Raw genomic sequence first — 17,215 nt, 5'->3', positions numbered from 1 at the left:
TCAAATGGTTCAAATACACGGAAAGGATCACCATCGAGCAATTTAGATAATCAATTTACCTTGATTACCTTAGTTGTATTATTAAAGAGAAAGGAAACTCAATATGAAATACAAGTTAAGCTCCGTATTTTTGTTAGTAGCAGCAGCCAGCGGTAATGCTAACGCTGGAGAATGTGGCAGCGTAACAATTGCAGATATGAACTGGAACTCTGCAACACTGATCGCCAATATCGACCAATTCATCCTTGAACATGGTTATGGGTGTGATGCTGAACTTATCCCTGGCGACACTATGCCAACAGGCACGTCTATGATCGAAAAAGGCCAGCCTGATGTTGCACCTGAACTTTGGAGCAACAGCTTAAAAGACGCATTAGATAAAGGTGTTGAAGAAAAACGTCTTCGCTACGCAGGTAAAGCACTTGTGAACGGCGGCGAAGAAGGCTTTTGGGTTCCAGCTTACCTAGTAAAACAGTACCCTGAAATGGCAACCATCGAAGGCGTACGCAAAAACGCAAGCTTATTCAAACACCCTGAAGACCCAGATACATCTGCATTCTACAGCTGCCCTGCAGGCTGGAACTGTCAGATCAGCGCCGGAAACCTGTTTAATGCTCTTGAGCTAGAAAACAGCGGTTTCACGATTGTTGATCCAGGCTCGAGTGCCGGCTTATCTGGCTCTATCGCAAAAGCTTATGAACGTGAAGAAGCTTGGTTTGGTTACTACTGGGCACCGACCGCTGTTCTAGGTAAATACGACATGGTTAAAGTCGACTTTGGCAGTGGCGTTAATGAGGAAGAGTTCCTTAACTGTACCACCAAAGAAGATTGTGAATCGCCAAAAGCAACCATGTACCCGCCTTCACCTGTCCACACGATTACCACTGAAAGTTTTGCGTCACGTGCTCCTGAAGCATACGACTACTTTACTAAACGTGGTTTCACGAACGACAAAATGAACTCGCTACTTGCTTGGATGGAAGACAACCAAGCTGATGGCGAAGAAGCGAGTCTGCATTTCTTAAGTGAATTCCCAGAAGTATGGCACCCATGGGTTTCTGAAGAAGTGGCTAAGAAAGTTGAAGCAGAGCTGTAAGAGCTTGATTTAATAACAAGTAATTACGCTTCAACAATAAAACAGAAATAACGTCGCTATACTTGATGTTATTCATGATTCGGAGCCCTTTTCATTAGCGATTTTCTTATCGCATGGACAAGTGGCTCCGAACTATAAGGATATAAAATGGCTGACAGCAATTGGTTATCAAGCTTTCCAGAGATGGAACGCGGTGATTTACGAACCATAAAAAAGACGCTAGATGGCGCATACCGTGAATTTTCCCGTGAATACGGCGAAATGATTGAATCTCTCTTTGACCCTCTTCTTTCATTCCTCGTTTGGTTTGAAAAACTCCTTATCTCAACACCTTGGATTATAGTCCTGGCTGTGTGTACCAGCCTTGTCTACGCAGCAAGCCGTTCTTGGAAACTGGCTCTAGGCTGTGTTGCTTCTCTACTTCTCATTGGTTACTTTGGAATGTGGGAAGACACCATGCGGACGCTCAGTATCATCACTGTATGTACCTTGGTTTCAATATTCTTGGGCATTCCGATTGGTATTGCGATGGCTCGTTCAAATCGAGCTCAGTCAATTGTTACGCCGATGCTCGATATCATGCAAACCATGCCTGCGTTCGTTTATTTGATTCCAGTGGTAATGCTACTGGGCATCGGTAAGATTCCAGGGCTAATCGCCGTGGTTATCTACGCGATCCCACCTGTAATTCGTCTAACTAACCTAGGCATACGCTTAGTTGATAAAGAAGTCCTTGAAGCCGCTACCGCTTTCGGTGCGAGCAAAAAGCAACGCTTATGGGGTGTTCAACTTCCTCTAGCAATGCCAACGATCATGGCGGGTATTAACCAAACCATCATGATGGCACTGTCTATGGTTGTTATCGCATCCATGATTGGTGTGAAAGGCCTAGGACAACCGGTTCTCAAATCGATTACTAACCAGTACTTCACATTAGGCTTGATGAATGGTTTCGCCATCGTTGCCCTCGCAATCCTTTTTGACCGCGCTTCACAAGCGTACGCAAGAAGAACTAATGCGCATTTAGGAGGATTCAAGCATGACTAAACCATTGATTGAAATTAGTGGTCTGTACAAGGTGTTTGGACCGAAACCAATGTCTGTTATGAACCGAGTTCAAAACGGCGAACACAAAGATCAGATTCTTGCGGATACGGGTCATACCGTTGGTTTGAAAGAGATCAACCTTGAGATTAACCGTGGTGAAATCTTCGTTATCATGGGGCTTTCTGGCTCGGGTAAATCGACGCTGATCCGCCACTTCAACCGTTTGATTGACCCGACTCAAGGTAAAATCATGGTTGAAGGCATTGATGTGATGAGCCTCAACACTAAACAGCTAGAAGAGTTCCGTCGTCATAAAATGTCGATGGTATTCCAACGCTTTGGCTTAATGCCTCATCGCACTGTGGTTGAAAACGTTGCGTACGGGTTGGAAGTACAAGGCATCAAAAAAGAAGACCGTTTAGCGAAAGCCAACGAATGGTTAGAAACGGTGGGCTTAAAAGGTTACGGCAAGCAATACCCAGCGCAACTTTCAGGTGGTCAGCAACAACGTGTTGGGCTTTCGCGCGCTCTGTGTACTAACGCTGAAATCTTGTTAATGGATGAAGCCTTTTCGGCACTCGACCCTTTGATTCGAAGTGAAATGCAAGACCAGCTTATTGAACTTCAAGAGAAGCTTCATAAGACGATTGTTTTCATCACACATGATCTGGACGAAGCACTCCGCCTAGGCGATAGAATCGCAATTTTGAAAGACGGCGAGTTAGTACAACAAGGCACACCACATGAGATTCTGCTAAATCCAGCCGATGATTACGTGGAAGCGTTCGTGAAAGACGTAAACCGTGCTCGTGCACTGACCGTTGAAACCGTTATGCAGCCTCCTCTGTATCGAATCACATCAGAAACAATTGAAGGTGCTTTGGCACAAATGAAGATGCTTAAAAACGATTACGCTTATCACGTAACAGATGACGGCTATCAAGGCCTAGTCACACAAGAAAGTCTACAAGACGCCGTTGAAGATTCATCGGTACATGATTTTAGTGATGAGATATACGAAGAAGTCCCTGCCATCTTACCAGATGCGGTGATTGAAGAAGTGCTACCGGACACTATGTCTTGTGACTACTCTCTTCCAGTTGTTGATGAAGACGGTAATCTAAAAGGTGAACTCGAGAGAAGCGCTGTTGCTGATATCTTCTCAGAAAGTAGCGAGGAAGAAGTAGAAGCCGACCCAAAGCCAAAAATTGATAAAGCTTCGTAGTCCTACTTTTCGTGATTTAAAGCACGGCTGTTTAAATTATCATTGTTTGGGTTATCGTTATTTGAGTTATTGCTATTTAGATTAGCCTAAACTACATAAACCGCTCTAAGACCACTGTTGTTATTTCACTGCAGTGGTCTTTTTTATTTGTATCGGGCTCGTTTTCTTCTGAGATCTACCCGCACCTTAGGCTTTATAGGCACCTAAGTTTATATTTCATAAGAGAAAACAAAATAAAATCAGTCCGTTAGGTTTGTCACAAACCCAATAGCAAGATGAGTGAGATGCCAATTAAATGCTCTATTTGTACGGCAACCAGTTGAAATTATTCTAGAAAATGACTAAAACTTAATAGTATTAACAGATATTAAGCTCAATAAAAGGACTTAGTTTGATGAATTCTACTTTAGCGTCAGACGCAGCTACAAATCTAAACTCACAACAAGTGAGCGAGCTTGTCGATGAAAGCGTTCTGGAGCAAATGATTCGCGATACAAGTGCGGACATTATCCCTATCTTGATCGACCATTATGTCGAAGAATCACAAACACGCTTGGTCGCTATAAAAGAGGCAGTCACGCAGAAAGACGCTCAAACACTTGAGTTCGAGGTCCACACTCTCGGCAGCACAGCGCTTTCGTTAGGTAATCGCCCTTTGGGTGAATTAGCTCGAGCTTTAGAAAAGCTATGTTTAGAACAGAGTCATGATGCGGCATTTCGACAAGTTGATGAATTACTAGAGCTCGCAGAGCGTTCAATAAAAGCCTTGCTTGAAAGGAAAGAGGCAGGCTTCAGCTAGCTTTGCATGTTCATTATCGGTATCAGATTAAAAACTCAAAACAGTCGTTATTAATATAGTCGCCATAAGATGGGCTCCATCATGAACAGCAATGCGAGAAGTTATACAGGCCGCTTCTTAAAAGATTGCATGTGGTAGATAACAAATACACAAGACTCGTATTGATGGTTGCATATCACTATGTTATTGATTGGTTAGGATAAAGTTTCAAAAGGAATACACAATGCGCCCTAAGGTATTGTTAGTTGAAGACTCCACCTCACTCGCCGTACTCTACAAGCAGTACGTAAAAGACGAGCCCTATGATATTTTCCACGTCGAAACCGGCGCGGAAGCTAAGACCTTCATTGAAAGGCACTCTCCACAGCTTGTGATTCTCGACCTTAAGCTTCCTGACATGCCAGGCGAAGAAGTCTTAGATTGGATTACTGCTAACGAAATACCGACCGCTGTCATCATCGCGACAGCGCATGGTTCAGTAAACATCGCGGTAGACCTTATCCAACGCGGTGCAGAAGACTTCTTAGAGAAACCCATTCAAGCCGATCGACTCAAGACCTCTGTTAGCTTGCATCTAAAAAGAGCGAAACTCGAAAACCTCGTCGATAACATGCAAAGCAAATTCGATCGTGATCGTTTTCATAATTTCATTGGCTCTTGCCTACCCATGCAGGCGGTTTACAAGATCATTGATTCGGTAGCACCAACCACTGCCAGCGTGTTTATTAACGGCGAAAGTGGTACAGGTAAAGAAGTGTGTGCGGAAGCGATTCACCAAGAGAGTCAGCGTAATGGTAAACCCTTCGTGGCCATTAACTGCGGCGCTATCCCTCGAGACCTAATGGAGAGTGAAATCTTCGGTCACGTTAAAGGTGCGTTTACCGGTGCGACAACCGACCGTAAAGGTGCAGCAATGCAAGCGCATGGCGGTACCCTATTTCTCGATGAGCTTTGTGAAATGGAACTGGAGATGCAGAAGAAGCTCCTCAGATTTTTGCAAACTGGTACGTTTACTCCACTCGGTGGCAACCGCGAGATTAAAGTGGATGTCAGAATTATCTGTGCGACCAACCGCGATCCACTGGTTGAAGTAGAAGAAGGACGTTTTAGAGAAGACCTTTACTATCGTGTTCACGTTGTGCCTATCGAGATGCCACCGCTTCGCGAGCGAGGGAGTGACATTGTCACTCTTTGCAATCATTTCTTGAAGCTGTACGCGAAGCAAGATAAGAAGAAGTTTAAATCAATAGACAAAGAAACGCAGAATCTACTTAAACGTTATGCGTGGCCAGGCAATGTGCGTCAGTTGCAAAACATCATCCGTAACATAGTGGTGTTGAACAATGAAACGAGCGTGACTAAAGACATGTTACCGCCTCCGATTAATAAAGTAGATGCCGCTCCATCATCTAAATCAGTGACACCAATTCGAGTAACTGCGCCTCAACCTGCAGTTGTTGAAGCACCAGAAGCTAAGTTGCCACCGATTACTCCGGAAGAGTTGGAACAATCGTCAGTTGCTCAAGCTCACAATGAGCCGATGACGCCTGCATTTACCACAAGCGAAGGTGCTATTCGTCCAATGTGGCAAATAGAACGTGAAGCCATTCAACATGCCATCAATCATTGCGATGGGAATGTGTTAAACGCTGCTGTGCTGTTAGAACTTAGCCCTTCTACTGTTTATCGTAAGAAACAGGCTTGGGAATCGGAAGATGAGTACAATCAAGCCTAACCAAGGTATACTCGACATAAACCTTCATGAGATTTGGCTGTTGATCGACAGCCAAACTTTTGGAGGCATAGAAACGCATGTTTTAGAATTAGCACAAGGCCTGATATCGGAAAGCGCTCAGTATTCAGAGGCTGTTCGTATCGTTCTTTTGACTAAGTTTAATCCTGAAGCGATCATCGTTGAAAAGTTGAATGCGCTGAACATCCCTTTTAGTTACCTCTCCGATTTAGCCTCATGTTCTGTAGATTCAAATGGCAATAGCGCGACACAGCTGAAACGTGCAGTTCAACATTATCAACCAATGCTTATCCATGCTCATGGTTACAAAGCCAGTTTGGTCAGCAAGTTAATCAAGCTTCCGCCTCGTTTCAACAACACAAAGCAAATCACCACTTATCACGCAGGCGAAACCCCAACAGGCAAAGTATGGCTTTATGATTGGCTCGACCGTTACAGCAGTTTTCTTTCTGATCAGTCGCTCGTGGTCAGTGAAAAGATTAAAGCGAAAGTGCCGAGTCAAACCCATCAATTGAATAACTTTGTTAAAATGCCAACCGGGTTAACAAGCTCCCCTTCATCAAGCCCATTCCATGTTGGTTTTGTGGGGCGATTGAGCCATGAAAAAGCGCCTGATCGATTTGTTGCATTAGCCAAACAGTTTCCTGATGTTCGGTTTGAGCTTTTTGGTGACGGGCCAGAAATGGACATCTTAGTTAAATCGCAGCCTGATAATGTGACCTTTCATGGGCATCAGACCAATATGGACGACGTCTGGAGCCAAATCGATCTGTTAATCATCCCTTCTCGCTTTGAAGGCTTACCTATGGCGGCATTAGAAGCCATGATTCGTGGCATTCCCGTTCTCGCCACCTCAGTTGGTAACTTGCCTCAACTCATCGAGCATCAAGTTAACGGCTACCTTGCAAATTCAGAAGCTGAGCTAGAACAGTTTTTATCTTTGTGGATGTCATTGACGAACGAGCAACGTAACTCTCTCAAGAGTCACGCGATAGAAACCGTGAAAAACCAATACTCTCCACAAGCCGTTGTCCCGCAGTTGTTGGAAATCTATCAACTCGACCGTTAATTCTAGCCTTAGTCGATAACTGGTTATTTGGGCTTGATGATTTAAGTACTTTAGTCAGTTTTATACTGATTCTCAAAATGACAAAACTCACCTCAAGGCTACGCCCTCACTTAATAATCCAACATTAAATCAGTAAGTTAAACAAAATGCATAACTGGCACTCACTTTGCAATCTTTAACATCAGGCGTAACTACGTCTTAAAAAGATTACGAGCCGAGTCCTAAAGAGTTTATTTGCCAATAGAGGTCACAATGGTCAACCCTGAAGCCAATAGATTGCCAGTCATCATCACGATCAGCACCTTGTGTGTTGGGCTTGGTGTTGTTTGGTACTTTGTGCCTCACCCTGCTGTCATTGTGGCGCTCGCTCTTGTGCCATTGGCCGGGTTATTCGTGTTAAACAAAACATTCTGGTTAGTTTTACTGTTCGTTGTCTTTTCATTTTTCCGAATTCACGAAGCTATACCTCAGCTCTATTCGCTAAAAATACCGCTGATGCTTTCATTAGGCGCTCTGTCGGCTCTTCTATGGCATGCATTAATCAGTAAAGAACTTAAAATCTTCTGGCACCCTTGTTTAAATTGGCTCGCCATATTTTGGGTATTGGTTTTCATTGGTATTATCTTCGCGTCCAACAGGCCAATAGCACTAGCAGAATTCAAGGGCGTTTATTGGAAAATTATAGTGATGACGCTTGCGATTACTTGGCTAGTAAACACCACGGAAAATCTCGCAAAAACCGCGATGACGATTATCTACGCTGGCGCTTTAGTCAGCTCTATTGCCGTGTACAACTCAGTAAATGGTATTGGGCTTGTCGAGGGCTCACGCGTGACTATTGGCCGCGATTTTGGCTCTATGTTAGGCGACCCGAATGATCTAGCACTGGTACTGATGTTCCCACTCGCCTTTACAATAAGCCAAGCCACCACGACTGGCATCTCACGATCCAAACGTTTAATCAGTGCCTTAGTTTGTCTGTTACTGCTCGCCGCCATTATTGCCACTCAAAGCCGTGGCGGATTACTGGGTTGTATTGCGGTGATTGGTATTTTTGCGTGGAAGCTAGTGCGCTCTAAAGTTCTCTTAATCTCAGTGGGAACTGTCGCGGCCGTGGTGCTCTATTTAGTTGCTGGTATCTCAGACAGATCTTCTGGTGGTGCCGCTGAACAAGGTATCGATGAATCTGCAATGGGTCGAATCTATGCTTGGGAAGCAGCAATAAAGATGGCAGTTGAGAATCCACTGACCGGCGTAGGGTTGAACAACTTCTTCTCGAACTACTTCTTTTACAGTTCGCATTGGGACGGACTGAATCACGCCGTTCACAGTACCTGGTTTGGTGTGTTGGCAGAAACAGGCTTTATTGGTCTGATCATTTTTGTCTGCCTTATCGTTGCTTTGATCAAAACCTCTCGCTCTACGCTAACGAGGTTAAAAAACTCGGCCACAGAAATCGCCCCCGAACTCAATGCGGTCGCCTATGCGATCTATGCAGGTCTGATTGGAACAATCGTGTCGGGTACATTTTTGACTCAAGGCTTCAACTGGCCGATTTATATCCTCGCAGCACTCACAGTTTGCGTCTCAAAAGTATCTCAAACTGCCTGTCAAAATGAGAAAACCTAAAAGACACATTTTAACCTATTGAAAATATTATATTTATTAGATGGCACAATATATGAAAGTACTTCTATATAACAAAACAGAGGATTTTCATTATGACGTCAGTATCTATACATCAATTCAAACATTGGCTTAAGTTTCATCCTAATTCTCGAATTAGAAATGTGTTTTTCATTTTGAAAGACATCAGAAGCGCAGAGCTACCTACCCCTCAAGTACTTAATCGCTGCCTATATCAAGCGCACAAGCTAGTGGTGAGTTTGGTTTCTGGCTTTACGCGATTCTTTTACTGGACTCCGGCTTTCAAAGGTCGTGTGGCTCAATGTGGCAAACGCCTGTATTTGTATGGTGGACTGCCTTTCGTCAGCGGTCCGGTGCAAATTACGATTGGCGACAACTGCCGTATCTCTGGCCACACGACATTCTCTGGTTGTACTCAACAACTTGAAGGCTTGGAACACCCACTATTGTCGATTGGCAACAACGTCGACATTGGTTGGCAGTCGACTATCGCTGTTGGCGGTAAAGTCGTTATCTCTGACAACGTACGAATCGCAGGCGGCGCTTTTCTATTTGGATACTCTGGACACCCGCTTGATGCAAAACGCCGAGCGCTAGGTGAAGGTGACGACCCTCAGCAAATCGGTGACATCATTCTTGAACCCGATGTTTGGTTGGGCACGAATGTGACGGTCAAAGGTGGCGTAACCATCGGCGAAGGTGCCGTAATAGCCGCAGGCAGCGTAGTAACAAAGAATATTCCTGCCTTCGCAATCGCAGGTGGCAACCCAGCTCGAGTTGTCGGTCACATCAAACCCGTTGAAGTGACAGAATCCGATATGTTCGATTCGTTAGAGACTCATGGAGGTGACCATGCGTGATTTAATCGTATTTGGTGAAGACTTTGGTGGCCTACCTTCATCGACTCAACATTTAGTTCGTCACCTTGCTAAGCAGCACAAAGTCTTATGGGTCAACTCAATTGGCTTAAGACAACCGAAGCTGTCCGCCAAAGATGTTAGCCGAGCGTTCAACAAGTTGTTTGGTAAAACCAAGGCCGTAACTCAAAACATGCTCGACTCTGAGGGACACGACAACATTACTATCGTTAACTTAAAGACAATCCCTGCGCCTGCTTCTAAATTTTCTAGAAAGTTGGCTCAGCAAATGATGTTGCACCAACTAAAACCGGTTATTGCAGAGCTTAATCTTAACGCGCCTATCCTATGGACTTCTCTTCCGACCGCTGTTGATTTGTGCGGACACTTAGGCGAGTCATCTGTGGTCTATTACTGCGGTGATGATTTTAGCGCGCTGGCTGGTGTTGATCATGACACCGTTGCACAGCACGAATCAGAGCTAATCGAAAAATCAACGCTTATATTCGCGGCTAGCAAAAAATTGATGGATAAATTTCCAAAGCATAAAGCGCACTTGCTACCACATGGTGTCGACGTAGACCTATTTTCAACACCCGCACCAAGAGCAAAAGATTTACCAAGCAACCACCGCCCTATTGCTGGTTTTTATGGCAGCCTTTCTAAGTGGCTTGATTATGAAATGATTGATCATGTTGCGAATGCGATGCCGGAATGGGACTTTGTTTTCATAGGTCCAAACGAGCTTGATACGCTCATGCTGCCTAAGTTGAGTAACGTACATTACCTTGGCCCTCGTCCACACCACACGCTACCAAGCTATTCTCAACACTGGGATGTGAGCTTGTTGCCGTTTGTTGATAACGAGCAGATCCGAGCGTGTAGCCCACTCAAACTAATGGAATACCTTGCGGCGGGCACACCCATTATCACAACACCGTTCCCTGCTTTGGTTCCATATCAAGGGCACGTAACCACGGTTGGCAGTGCCAACCAAATGATTTGGGCGCTTGATCATGCACGCGAGCTAAGCAACTCACCTATCTCTGTCGTCGAACAAGAGAGCTGGCAGAACCGTGGTAACTTTGTACATTGGATGTTGGAGCTATTATGAATAATCTGAAATTGCGGTTATTAGTCATCATCAATGCGATGTGGCGCCAACGCTACGTTATCGTTCTGCCAATGCTTATTTTGCCCTTTGTAGGCTTTGGTGTGAGCAAGTTGGCTCCAACTAAATATGACGCGCATACCAGTATGTTGATTCAAGAAACGGCCAAGATGAATCCATTCTTGGAAGACATTGCCGTTTCGACGATGCTCAAAGATCGACTTAACGCATTGAGAACACTGCTTCACAGTCGACATGTGCTTTACTCGGTCGCTGATGAACTGCAATTAACCACGCCAGATATGCCTGAAATTGAGAAACAAGAGATCATTACTGACCTGTCTCAACGTCTAACGGTGACTCAGCTTGGAAAAGATTTTCTAAAGATAAGTCTAACGTCGAACACACCAAATGGAATGGAAGCGACGCTGCGCTCGGTAAGTGAACATTTCATTGAACAGTTACTCGCACCGGAACGTTCATCGATTGAAGATTCAAGTAACTTCTTGAAAATCCATATCGACAAACGTAGCGCAGAGCTTGCAGAAGCAGAAGAAGCGCTAGCTGCATACATGAATGAGAATGTTCATTCGACGCCTGAGGTACAGAGCCAAAGTTTGAATCGCTTAGCTTCACTCAAACAAACACTGGCAGAAAAAGAGGCCGAGTTATCGGGTGTCGAAAAAAGTTTAGGGTCAATCGACCAACAACTTTCAAGAACCAACCCTGTGATCGGTAAATTAGAAGACCAGATCATCGACATTCGTAGCGACCTAACCTTGTTACAAGCTAAATACACGGACAAGCACAGTGCTGTGCAAGCTAAAGTGCGTGAGCTAGACAGACTAGAGAATGAACGTAAGAGTTTGCTCGAGGTAACCCAGCCAACGATGAACAGCGACCAGCTTTGGGACATCGCAAGTAGTACGACACTGAACAAACTTTCTGATACCCAACCTCTTCTGGTCACTCAATTACACAGCCTACAGCTGGTTCGTGCTCGCTTTGAGTCTTTAACTGAAGAGACCAAAAGCCTTCGAACTATGATTTTTGAATTAGAACACAAGGCCAATAACTTCGGCGAAAATGCAAAAGAGATGTACCGCCTTAAACGTCAAGTTGAAATCAAACGTCAACTATATGATGAACTGACAGAGCGTTATGAAATGGCTCAACTAACGGGTTCGCTTGGTGTATTTGAGCAAAACAAACGTGTGAAGATTATCGATTTGCCTTTCACACCGAGTGTCAAATCTAACATGCCGACTTTTGTTTTTATTCTGGCTGGATTCGTTGCAGGTATCGGACTGGGTATTGGTTTAGCGGTATTGTTTGAACTGTTTGATTCTTCAATCAAACGCAAAGACGAAATCGAAGATATCTTGGGTGTCCCTGTGATAACGGTGATCCCTAAAATGAGCTAGTCAGCCTCAAAGCCATTTTTGACTTGCTAGATTCACAGCTTTCTAATTTCCTAGCTTCGTGCTTCCTAGCTTTCTAGCTTTCTAGCTTTCTAGCTTTCTAGCTTTCTAGCTTTCTAGTTTCGTGCATCCTAGAGCAAAACGCCAACACTCGGTTGGCGTTTTGTTTATTTAGAGCCCCAAGTTCTAATGCTACTTTCGATTTACCCAAGCCCTATGATTCAAACTGCCATTCAATTGTATTTTGTTTTGATTCCCATTTTGAGAAATGAAAACTGCCCTAGAATTAAACAATCTAAACAACTGAAAAATAACGGTTATTTAATTGGCACAACTCCTGCAATCTCCTTGTGTAGTTAAACGTTTTAAAGAAGTTACTTCAAGAGAAACGTCAGAAAGGCGAAACAACAATTATAAAGGCAGGGTCCAAACTATGAATACGCATTTAACGAAGCATGGCAAAAAGATCATACACGTTGTTCAGCACCTTGCACCGGGTGGATTAGAAACCCTAACTCTGGATTTGCTCCGCCTTGCTAAACCAACAGACCAAGTGTTGATTGTCAGTTTAGAGGGTACTAAACAAGAGTCTATAAACAACTGGCCGAAGCTAGAGCCATACAAAAAGCAAATCGTCTTTTTGGATAAAGCACCAGGCGTACAATTCAATATCATTATTAAGCTAATTAAAGCCTTCAACGCGATTCGCCCTGATGTGGTTCATACCCATCATATTGGCCCACTGTTATACGCTGGTTATGCCGCTCGCGTAACCGGGGTTCCAACTCGAATCCATACCGAACATGACGCTTGGCATCTGAACAACAACAAACGTCGTCGATTACAAGCGCTTGCTTTAAAAGCTGCGCAACCAACGTTAGTTGCCGACGCGACACGTGTTTATAACCAACTACGCACTGCTTTTTCTTATGAGAACATCATTACCATCAAAAATGGCGTTGATTGTGAGAAGTTTAAGCCAATGTCGAAAGAACACGCGAGAGCAAAACTAAACCTGCCGACAGACAAACACATCATCGGTTGTGCAGGTCGACTAGAACATGTCAAAGGCCAAGACCAACTTATTAAAGCACTGACTCTTTTACCTGCAAACATGGTTGTCGCATTGGCTGGCGGCGGTACTAAACGCAATCAACTAGAGCAACTGACTAGCCGGTTGAATCTGAGTGACCGAGTGATTTTTCTTGGCTTAGTTGAAGACATGACCACGTTTTACGGAGCGTTGGATACGTTCTGCCTACCTTCACGCCACGAAGGGCTGCCGCTTTCTACACTTGAAGCTCAAGCATGCAATATTCCAACCGTCGCAATGGACGTTGGTGCCGTCGATGAAACCTTATGTCCAGTCAGCGGCGCCCTCGTCAAAAGCGGCAGCATTGTGGGGTTAGCTAGTGCGCTATTAGAAAAGCAAAATGAACGCTTTTTGTCACCTCGTCGTTACGTACTCGAAAACTTCGACATCATCAAAATGGTTTCGTCTTACAACGATATATCAGAAGGAGCTTACGCATGATTGATTGGTTGCTTGCGGGACTTTGTTTGTTTTCAGGTGCGTTGATTGTCTATCATCACGCAGCCTACCCTTTGTTACTGCGTTGGTATGCGAAAAGCCACCCCGCACGCAAAGTTGAAGAGAGTCATCGTTGCTACAAAGAGGAACAGCAAGATTGCACGTTGCCGACCATCACCGTTCTTGTTCCTGCATTTAACGAAGAACAGTGGATCGCAGACAAGATTCGTAACCTTGCTTCACTCGATTACCCAAAAAAGAAGTTGGAAGTCATTATCGCTTGCGATGGTTGCACTGATAACACAGTCGCCATTGCACAAATGACCATACAAGAAGCGATGTGCAGTGATGTCTATTTTGAGATACATGACCATCAAGTAAACCGAGGTAAAGTCGCGGTTGTTAATGAAGAAGTGACACGTATAACCAGTGATATCACGGCGATGAGTGATGTTTCTGCCCTTATTTCATTGGATGCTTTGCTTATAGCTGCCGCTCATTTTGAAAGTGACAAGGTTGGAGTGGTAAACGCAACGTATCAACTTTGTCCAACAGGCAATGAAGGCGAAAACACGTATTGGCAGTACCAAACCGCGGTTAAAGAGTCTGAGGCTTCGTTAGGTTCTAGCTTGGGTTCTCATGGCGCTTTCTACTTGTTTAGAACACACCTGTTTGAACTGCTTCCACTCAACACTATTAATGATGATTTCATCTTACCGATGCAAATCGTTAAACAAGGTTACATCGCAGAATACGAAACCCAAATGGTGGCATTAGAGCTAGAAGAATCGAACCTAGAAACAGACTTCAAAAGAAGACTTCGTATTTCAGCGGGCAACATGCAACAAGCGATTCGATTATTTGCCTTGTTCAGCCCGAAGTTTAAAGGCATCGCGTTTGCGTTCTTTTCAGGAAAAGGACTTCGCCTGCTCACTCCCTATTTAATGATTGTGTGCTTAGTGTGCTCAATCTTACTTAGCAACTACTTGGTATTTGAAGCGCTGTTATGGGCTCAAGTTGCCGTTTATACCATTGGCGTCCTTGGCTGCATCTTGCCAAAGCGTCTAGTAAACAAACCTATTTCATTAATCTCTTATTTGATAGTTGGACACTACGCCAACTTCATTGGTGGCATTCGTTACCTAATCGGACTAGAAAACTCACCTTGGACACGAGCAAATCATTAAGGACTTATTATGATGAACATCGAACAGCTATCTACCCAAAACCTATACCAATACAAAATCTCACGTGCTAAACGTACTTTCGATTTTGTAAGCTCACTGATTGCTTTGATTTTGCTAGCGCCCGTATTTCCGTTGATTGCGATGGCGATTGCACTCACTTCTCGTGGCCCTATTTTCTACCGTCAATTGCGCGTTGGTAAATCGACACCGGAGAAAATGGAAATCTTTGAGATCATGAAATTCCGTAGCATGTACGAGGATGCAGAAACTCGCTCTGGTGCAGTTTGGGCTACCGCGAATGACCCACGAATCACGCCTGTTGGCCGCTTTTTGAGAAAGACACGTCTTGATGAACTGCCACAACTGATCAATGTACTGAAAGGTGAAATGTCTCTAATTGGCCCGCGCCCTGAACGCCCTACTTTTTACACCAAACTAGAGAACGAAATTCCTTACTTTGCCGACCGCACATACGGTGTAATGCCTGGTATTACAGGGCTTGCACAAGTAAATCAAGGTTACGACACCTGTATTGATGATGTACGTCGTAAAGTAGGTTTTGACCACAGTTATGCACTAAGCCTATGTTCGGTTAAGTCTTGGATTGCCGCTGATCTCAGCATCATCTCTAAAACAATCATCGTAATGGTAGATGGTCGAGGTCGCTAAACCAGTATGGTCTAATGTGGATACAAAGCCTGTTTTCTATAAAGCCTTAGGGGGCGATTGGAAAGTCGCTAATGAAACACATAGTGCCGAATTAGCCCACGTTAACTAGACTCGCTGCTCTCGGCTCTCAGTTGAATGGTGTAATAAGGTTTCTTCCCTATCAATTGACGTAAACATTGGCAATGAATGTATAACGCAGATGTGGCTTGAGTTAGGGATTAGAAATTAAGAGCTGAGAGCTCAGAGTTAAGAATTAAGAGTTAAGACGAGAAAGCTTATATTCATAGAAAACCACGGCACTTTCGTCAGAGGCTTGCTCAACAAAACCTAGCTTATTAAGTAAGTGTGTAGAGGCTATGTTTGAACGGTCGACACCGCCAATCAGTGTGGACCATGACTCGGTTTTTGCGACTTCTGTGATGAAACTCTGCAATAACTCACTCGCGAAACCCTTGCCCCAGCATTCTTCTGCAAGCAAGTAGCCAATATGAGCATCACTTTCGTCTTCTACATAAGCGAACAGAAAACCAATTAATTGATTATCGTTGGATTTCACTTGAAGTAAGCGGCTCTCCGACAACATTCGGTCGAGCCAAATTTCAGCCAGCTCACCTGACACAATACCATGAAAGTATGGTGGAAGGTTTTCAACGACTGACGGGATTAGAATGCCAGGTACTCGCTCAAGCAGAGCCGAACGTTCAGGAACAGTAAGTTCACCTGCGACTTCTTCTACTTTTAGTCTTTGAGTTTCAAACGAGATCGCCATGTGTCCTGCCCAATTTGATAAAAATGTGGATTATACACCTGAGTTCTCGTGTTGGCTTCGTTTCCAGGCTAAAGCAAACTAAAGAACAGCCACGCCTTCAACTTCAATCACTGAGTTAACATTTGCTCGCTCGATTATCTTGAGTAACGTCGTTTGAACTAACTCATTATCTCGGATTTCGGTTTCACAAGAAAAACGCTCTTCTTGAACACCATCGCCCTCACCCAGCATAAATTGAACCGCGACTTCCGTTGCGAGATCTTTGGTCGTCCCGTAATACGCTAACGTGATTTTTGGGTATCCGTGGTCGCCTTTTTTAACCTGCTTTGCGATACGTTTTTTGGCTTTATCTAAATTCATACAACTTCCTTTTAAGTTTGAAATACAAGGTGACTAGAACACCTTTTTAAACGGTAAGCAATACAATCAGCGTTGGTTATAGAGATTCCCTAGCCTCTTGATACTAATCAAGATGGTACAGTCTTAGCACTTTAAAGAGTGATAGCTAGAACACAGAAAACCTGTTTAAGAAATATAATGACAACACATAAGAATTACGCGCCAAGAAGCGGTAGATGTTTTCGTTGTTGATAAGTTAAGGCTAACTCTAAGCACTGCTTGATTGGTGCTTTGGGAAGTGGTTCAGTTAGGTTCAAGACGATTGCCCGATTACCTTGAAATACCAATGTGCCATCGTGCAATTCTCTGAATGTGTCGACTAGCTTCGTTTGACAGTTAAAGAACAAGTAATAGTTGTTTGGTGACTTCAATTTCCAGTCGATTCGAATTGGGCTGCCCGTCTTAACGCTGTAACTCGGCTCGCCCCATTTCAGAGACTCTTCGACTTCAGCTAGTTCCAAATCAGAGCAAAGCTCAAAGATTAATGAACGCAACTCTTCAAGCCGAGCTCGAACATCATCGGGATACTCGTCGAAATGTGTTTTGATTGCTTGGTCCATTGAACCTCCGATCCACTTGTTGAGATATTAAAATGCAGCTCACTTAAAGCATACAGCCTTAAAAATTAGTCCAAC

Annotated in this window: 16 protein-coding genes; 13 read left to right on the top strand and 3 right to left on the bottom strand. The window is 44.1% G+C overall.

Annotated features, from left to right (window positions below):
- Nucleotides 1–103 precede the first annotated feature (103 nt).
- The 13 genes from AB4185_RS04930 to AB4185_RS04870 all read left to right on the top strand — a co-directional run bounded on the left by AB4185_RS04930 (nt 104) and on the right by AB4185_RS04870 (nt 15,412).
- Nucleotides 104–1,096 carry an ABC transporter substrate-binding protein gene (locus AB4185_RS04930; protein ID WP_017063893.1) on the top strand — a complete coding sequence of 331 codons (993 nt, stop codon included), beginning with the start codon at nt 104–106 and terminating at the stop codon, nt 1,094–1,096.
- A 147-nt stretch (nt 1,097–1,243) separates the two neighbouring features.
- Nucleotides 1,244–2,143, top strand: a complete 900-nt coding sequence (locus tag AB4185_RS04925; RefSeq protein ID WP_017059591.1) for a proline/glycine betaine ABC transporter permease — start codon at nt 1,244–1,246, stop codon at nt 2,141–2,143.
- On the top strand, nt 2,136–3,368 hold the full coding sequence (locus tag AB4185_RS04920; protein ID WP_017059590.1) for a glycine betaine/L-proline ABC transporter ATP-binding protein: 1,233 nt from the start codon (nt 2,136–2,138) through the stop codon (nt 3,366–3,368). The genes AB4185_RS04925 and AB4185_RS04920 overlap by 8 nt, the downstream gene beginning before the upstream one ends.
- Nucleotides 3,369–3,762: 394 nt before the next feature.
- On the top strand, nt 3,763–4,167 hold the full coding sequence (locus AB4185_RS04915; RefSeq protein WP_017059589.1) for an Hpt domain-containing protein: 405 nt from the start codon (nt 3,763–3,765) through the stop codon (nt 4,165–4,167).
- Nucleotides 4,168–4,390: 223 nt separating this feature from the next.
- A complete protein-coding gene (locus tag AB4185_RS04910; RefSeq protein WP_136978470.1) occupies nt 4,391–5,902 on the top strand; it encodes a sigma-54 dependent transcriptional regulator in 1,512 nt (503 codons plus the stop codon).
- Nucleotides 5,883–6,989, top strand: coding sequence for a glycosyltransferase family 4 protein (locus AB4185_RS04905; RefSeq protein WP_372135016.1), 1,107 nt, complete (start codon nt 5,883–5,885; stop codon nt 6,987–6,989). Before AB4185_RS04910 ends, AB4185_RS04905 begins: the two co-directional genes overlap by 20 nt.
- Nucleotides 6,990–7,241: 252 nt before the next feature.
- On the top strand, nt 7,242–8,618 hold the full coding sequence (locus tag AB4185_RS04900; protein ID WP_372103337.1) for an O-antigen ligase family protein: 1,377 nt from the start codon (nt 7,242–7,244) through the stop codon (nt 8,616–8,618).
- A gap of 92 nt (nt 8,619–8,710) precedes the next feature.
- Nucleotides 8,711–9,496: a DapH/DapD/GlmU-related protein gene (locus AB4185_RS04895; RefSeq protein WP_372135014.1), complete on the top strand. Its 786-nt coding sequence runs from the start codon at nt 8,711–8,713 to the stop codon at nt 9,494–9,496.
- Nucleotides 9,489–10,607, top strand: a complete 1,119-nt coding sequence (locus tag AB4185_RS04890) for a glycosyltransferase (RefSeq protein ID WP_017059584.1) — start codon at nt 9,489–9,491, stop codon at nt 10,605–10,607. The genes AB4185_RS04895 and AB4185_RS04890 overlap by 8 nt, the downstream gene beginning before the upstream one ends.
- On the top strand, nt 10,604–12,028 hold the full coding sequence (locus AB4185_RS04885) for a Wzz/FepE/Etk N-terminal domain-containing protein (protein ID WP_017063900.1): 1,425 nt from the start codon (nt 10,604–10,606) through the stop codon (nt 12,026–12,028). The genes AB4185_RS04890 and AB4185_RS04885 overlap by 4 nt, the downstream gene beginning before the upstream one ends.
- Nucleotides 12,029–12,458: 430 nt before the next feature.
- Nucleotides 12,459–13,559 carry a glycosyltransferase gene (locus tag AB4185_RS04880; protein ID WP_017070860.1) on the top strand — a complete coding sequence of 367 codons (1,101 nt, stop codon included), beginning with the start codon at nt 12,459–12,461 and terminating at the stop codon, nt 13,557–13,559.
- Nucleotides 13,556–14,743 (top strand): glycosyltransferase family 2 protein, encoded by a 1,188-nt coding sequence (locus tag AB4185_RS04875; protein ID WP_017059581.1) that lies wholly within the window; start codon nt 13,556–13,558, stop codon nt 14,741–14,743. The genes AB4185_RS04880 and AB4185_RS04875 overlap by 4 nt, the downstream gene beginning before the upstream one ends.
- Before the next feature lie 9 nt (nt 14,744–14,752).
- Nucleotides 14,753–15,412: a sugar transferase gene (locus AB4185_RS04870; protein WP_017063903.1), complete on the top strand. Its 660-nt coding sequence runs from the start codon at nt 14,753–14,755 to the stop codon at nt 15,410–15,412.
- Between the two features lie 253 nt (nt 15,413–15,665).
- Here AB4185_RS04870 and AB4185_RS04865 read toward each other — a convergent pair whose 3' ends face one another.
- The 3 genes from AB4185_RS04865 to AB4185_RS04855 form a co-directional block, all read right to left on the bottom strand.
- Nucleotides 15,666–16,181, bottom strand: a complete 516-nt coding sequence (locus AB4185_RS04865) for a GNAT family N-acetyltransferase (protein ID WP_102333317.1) — start codon at nt 16,179–16,181, stop codon at nt 15,666–15,668.
- Between the two features lie 78 nt (nt 16,182–16,259).
- The gene (locus tag AB4185_RS04860) at nt 16,260–16,541 is read right to left on the bottom strand and encodes a hypothetical protein (RefSeq protein WP_017059577.1); all 282 of its coding nucleotides are present in this window, start codon (nt 16,539–16,541) and stop codon (nt 16,260–16,262) included.
- A gap of 194 nt (nt 16,542–16,735) precedes the next feature.
- Nucleotides 16,736–17,140, bottom strand: a complete 405-nt coding sequence (locus tag AB4185_RS04855; protein ID WP_102320222.1) for a DUF1801 domain-containing protein — start codon at nt 17,138–17,140, stop codon at nt 16,736–16,738.
- Nucleotides 17,141–17,215: the final 75 nt, after the last annotated feature.

This window comes from Vibrio sp. 10N.286.48.F5 (genome assembly GCF_041469785.1).
GTDB classification, from domain to species: domain Bacteria; phylum Pseudomonadota; class Gammaproteobacteria; order Enterobacterales; family Vibrionaceae; genus Vibrio; species Vibrio crassostreae_C.
This window is presented reverse-complemented; position numbering and strand designations above follow the sequence as displayed.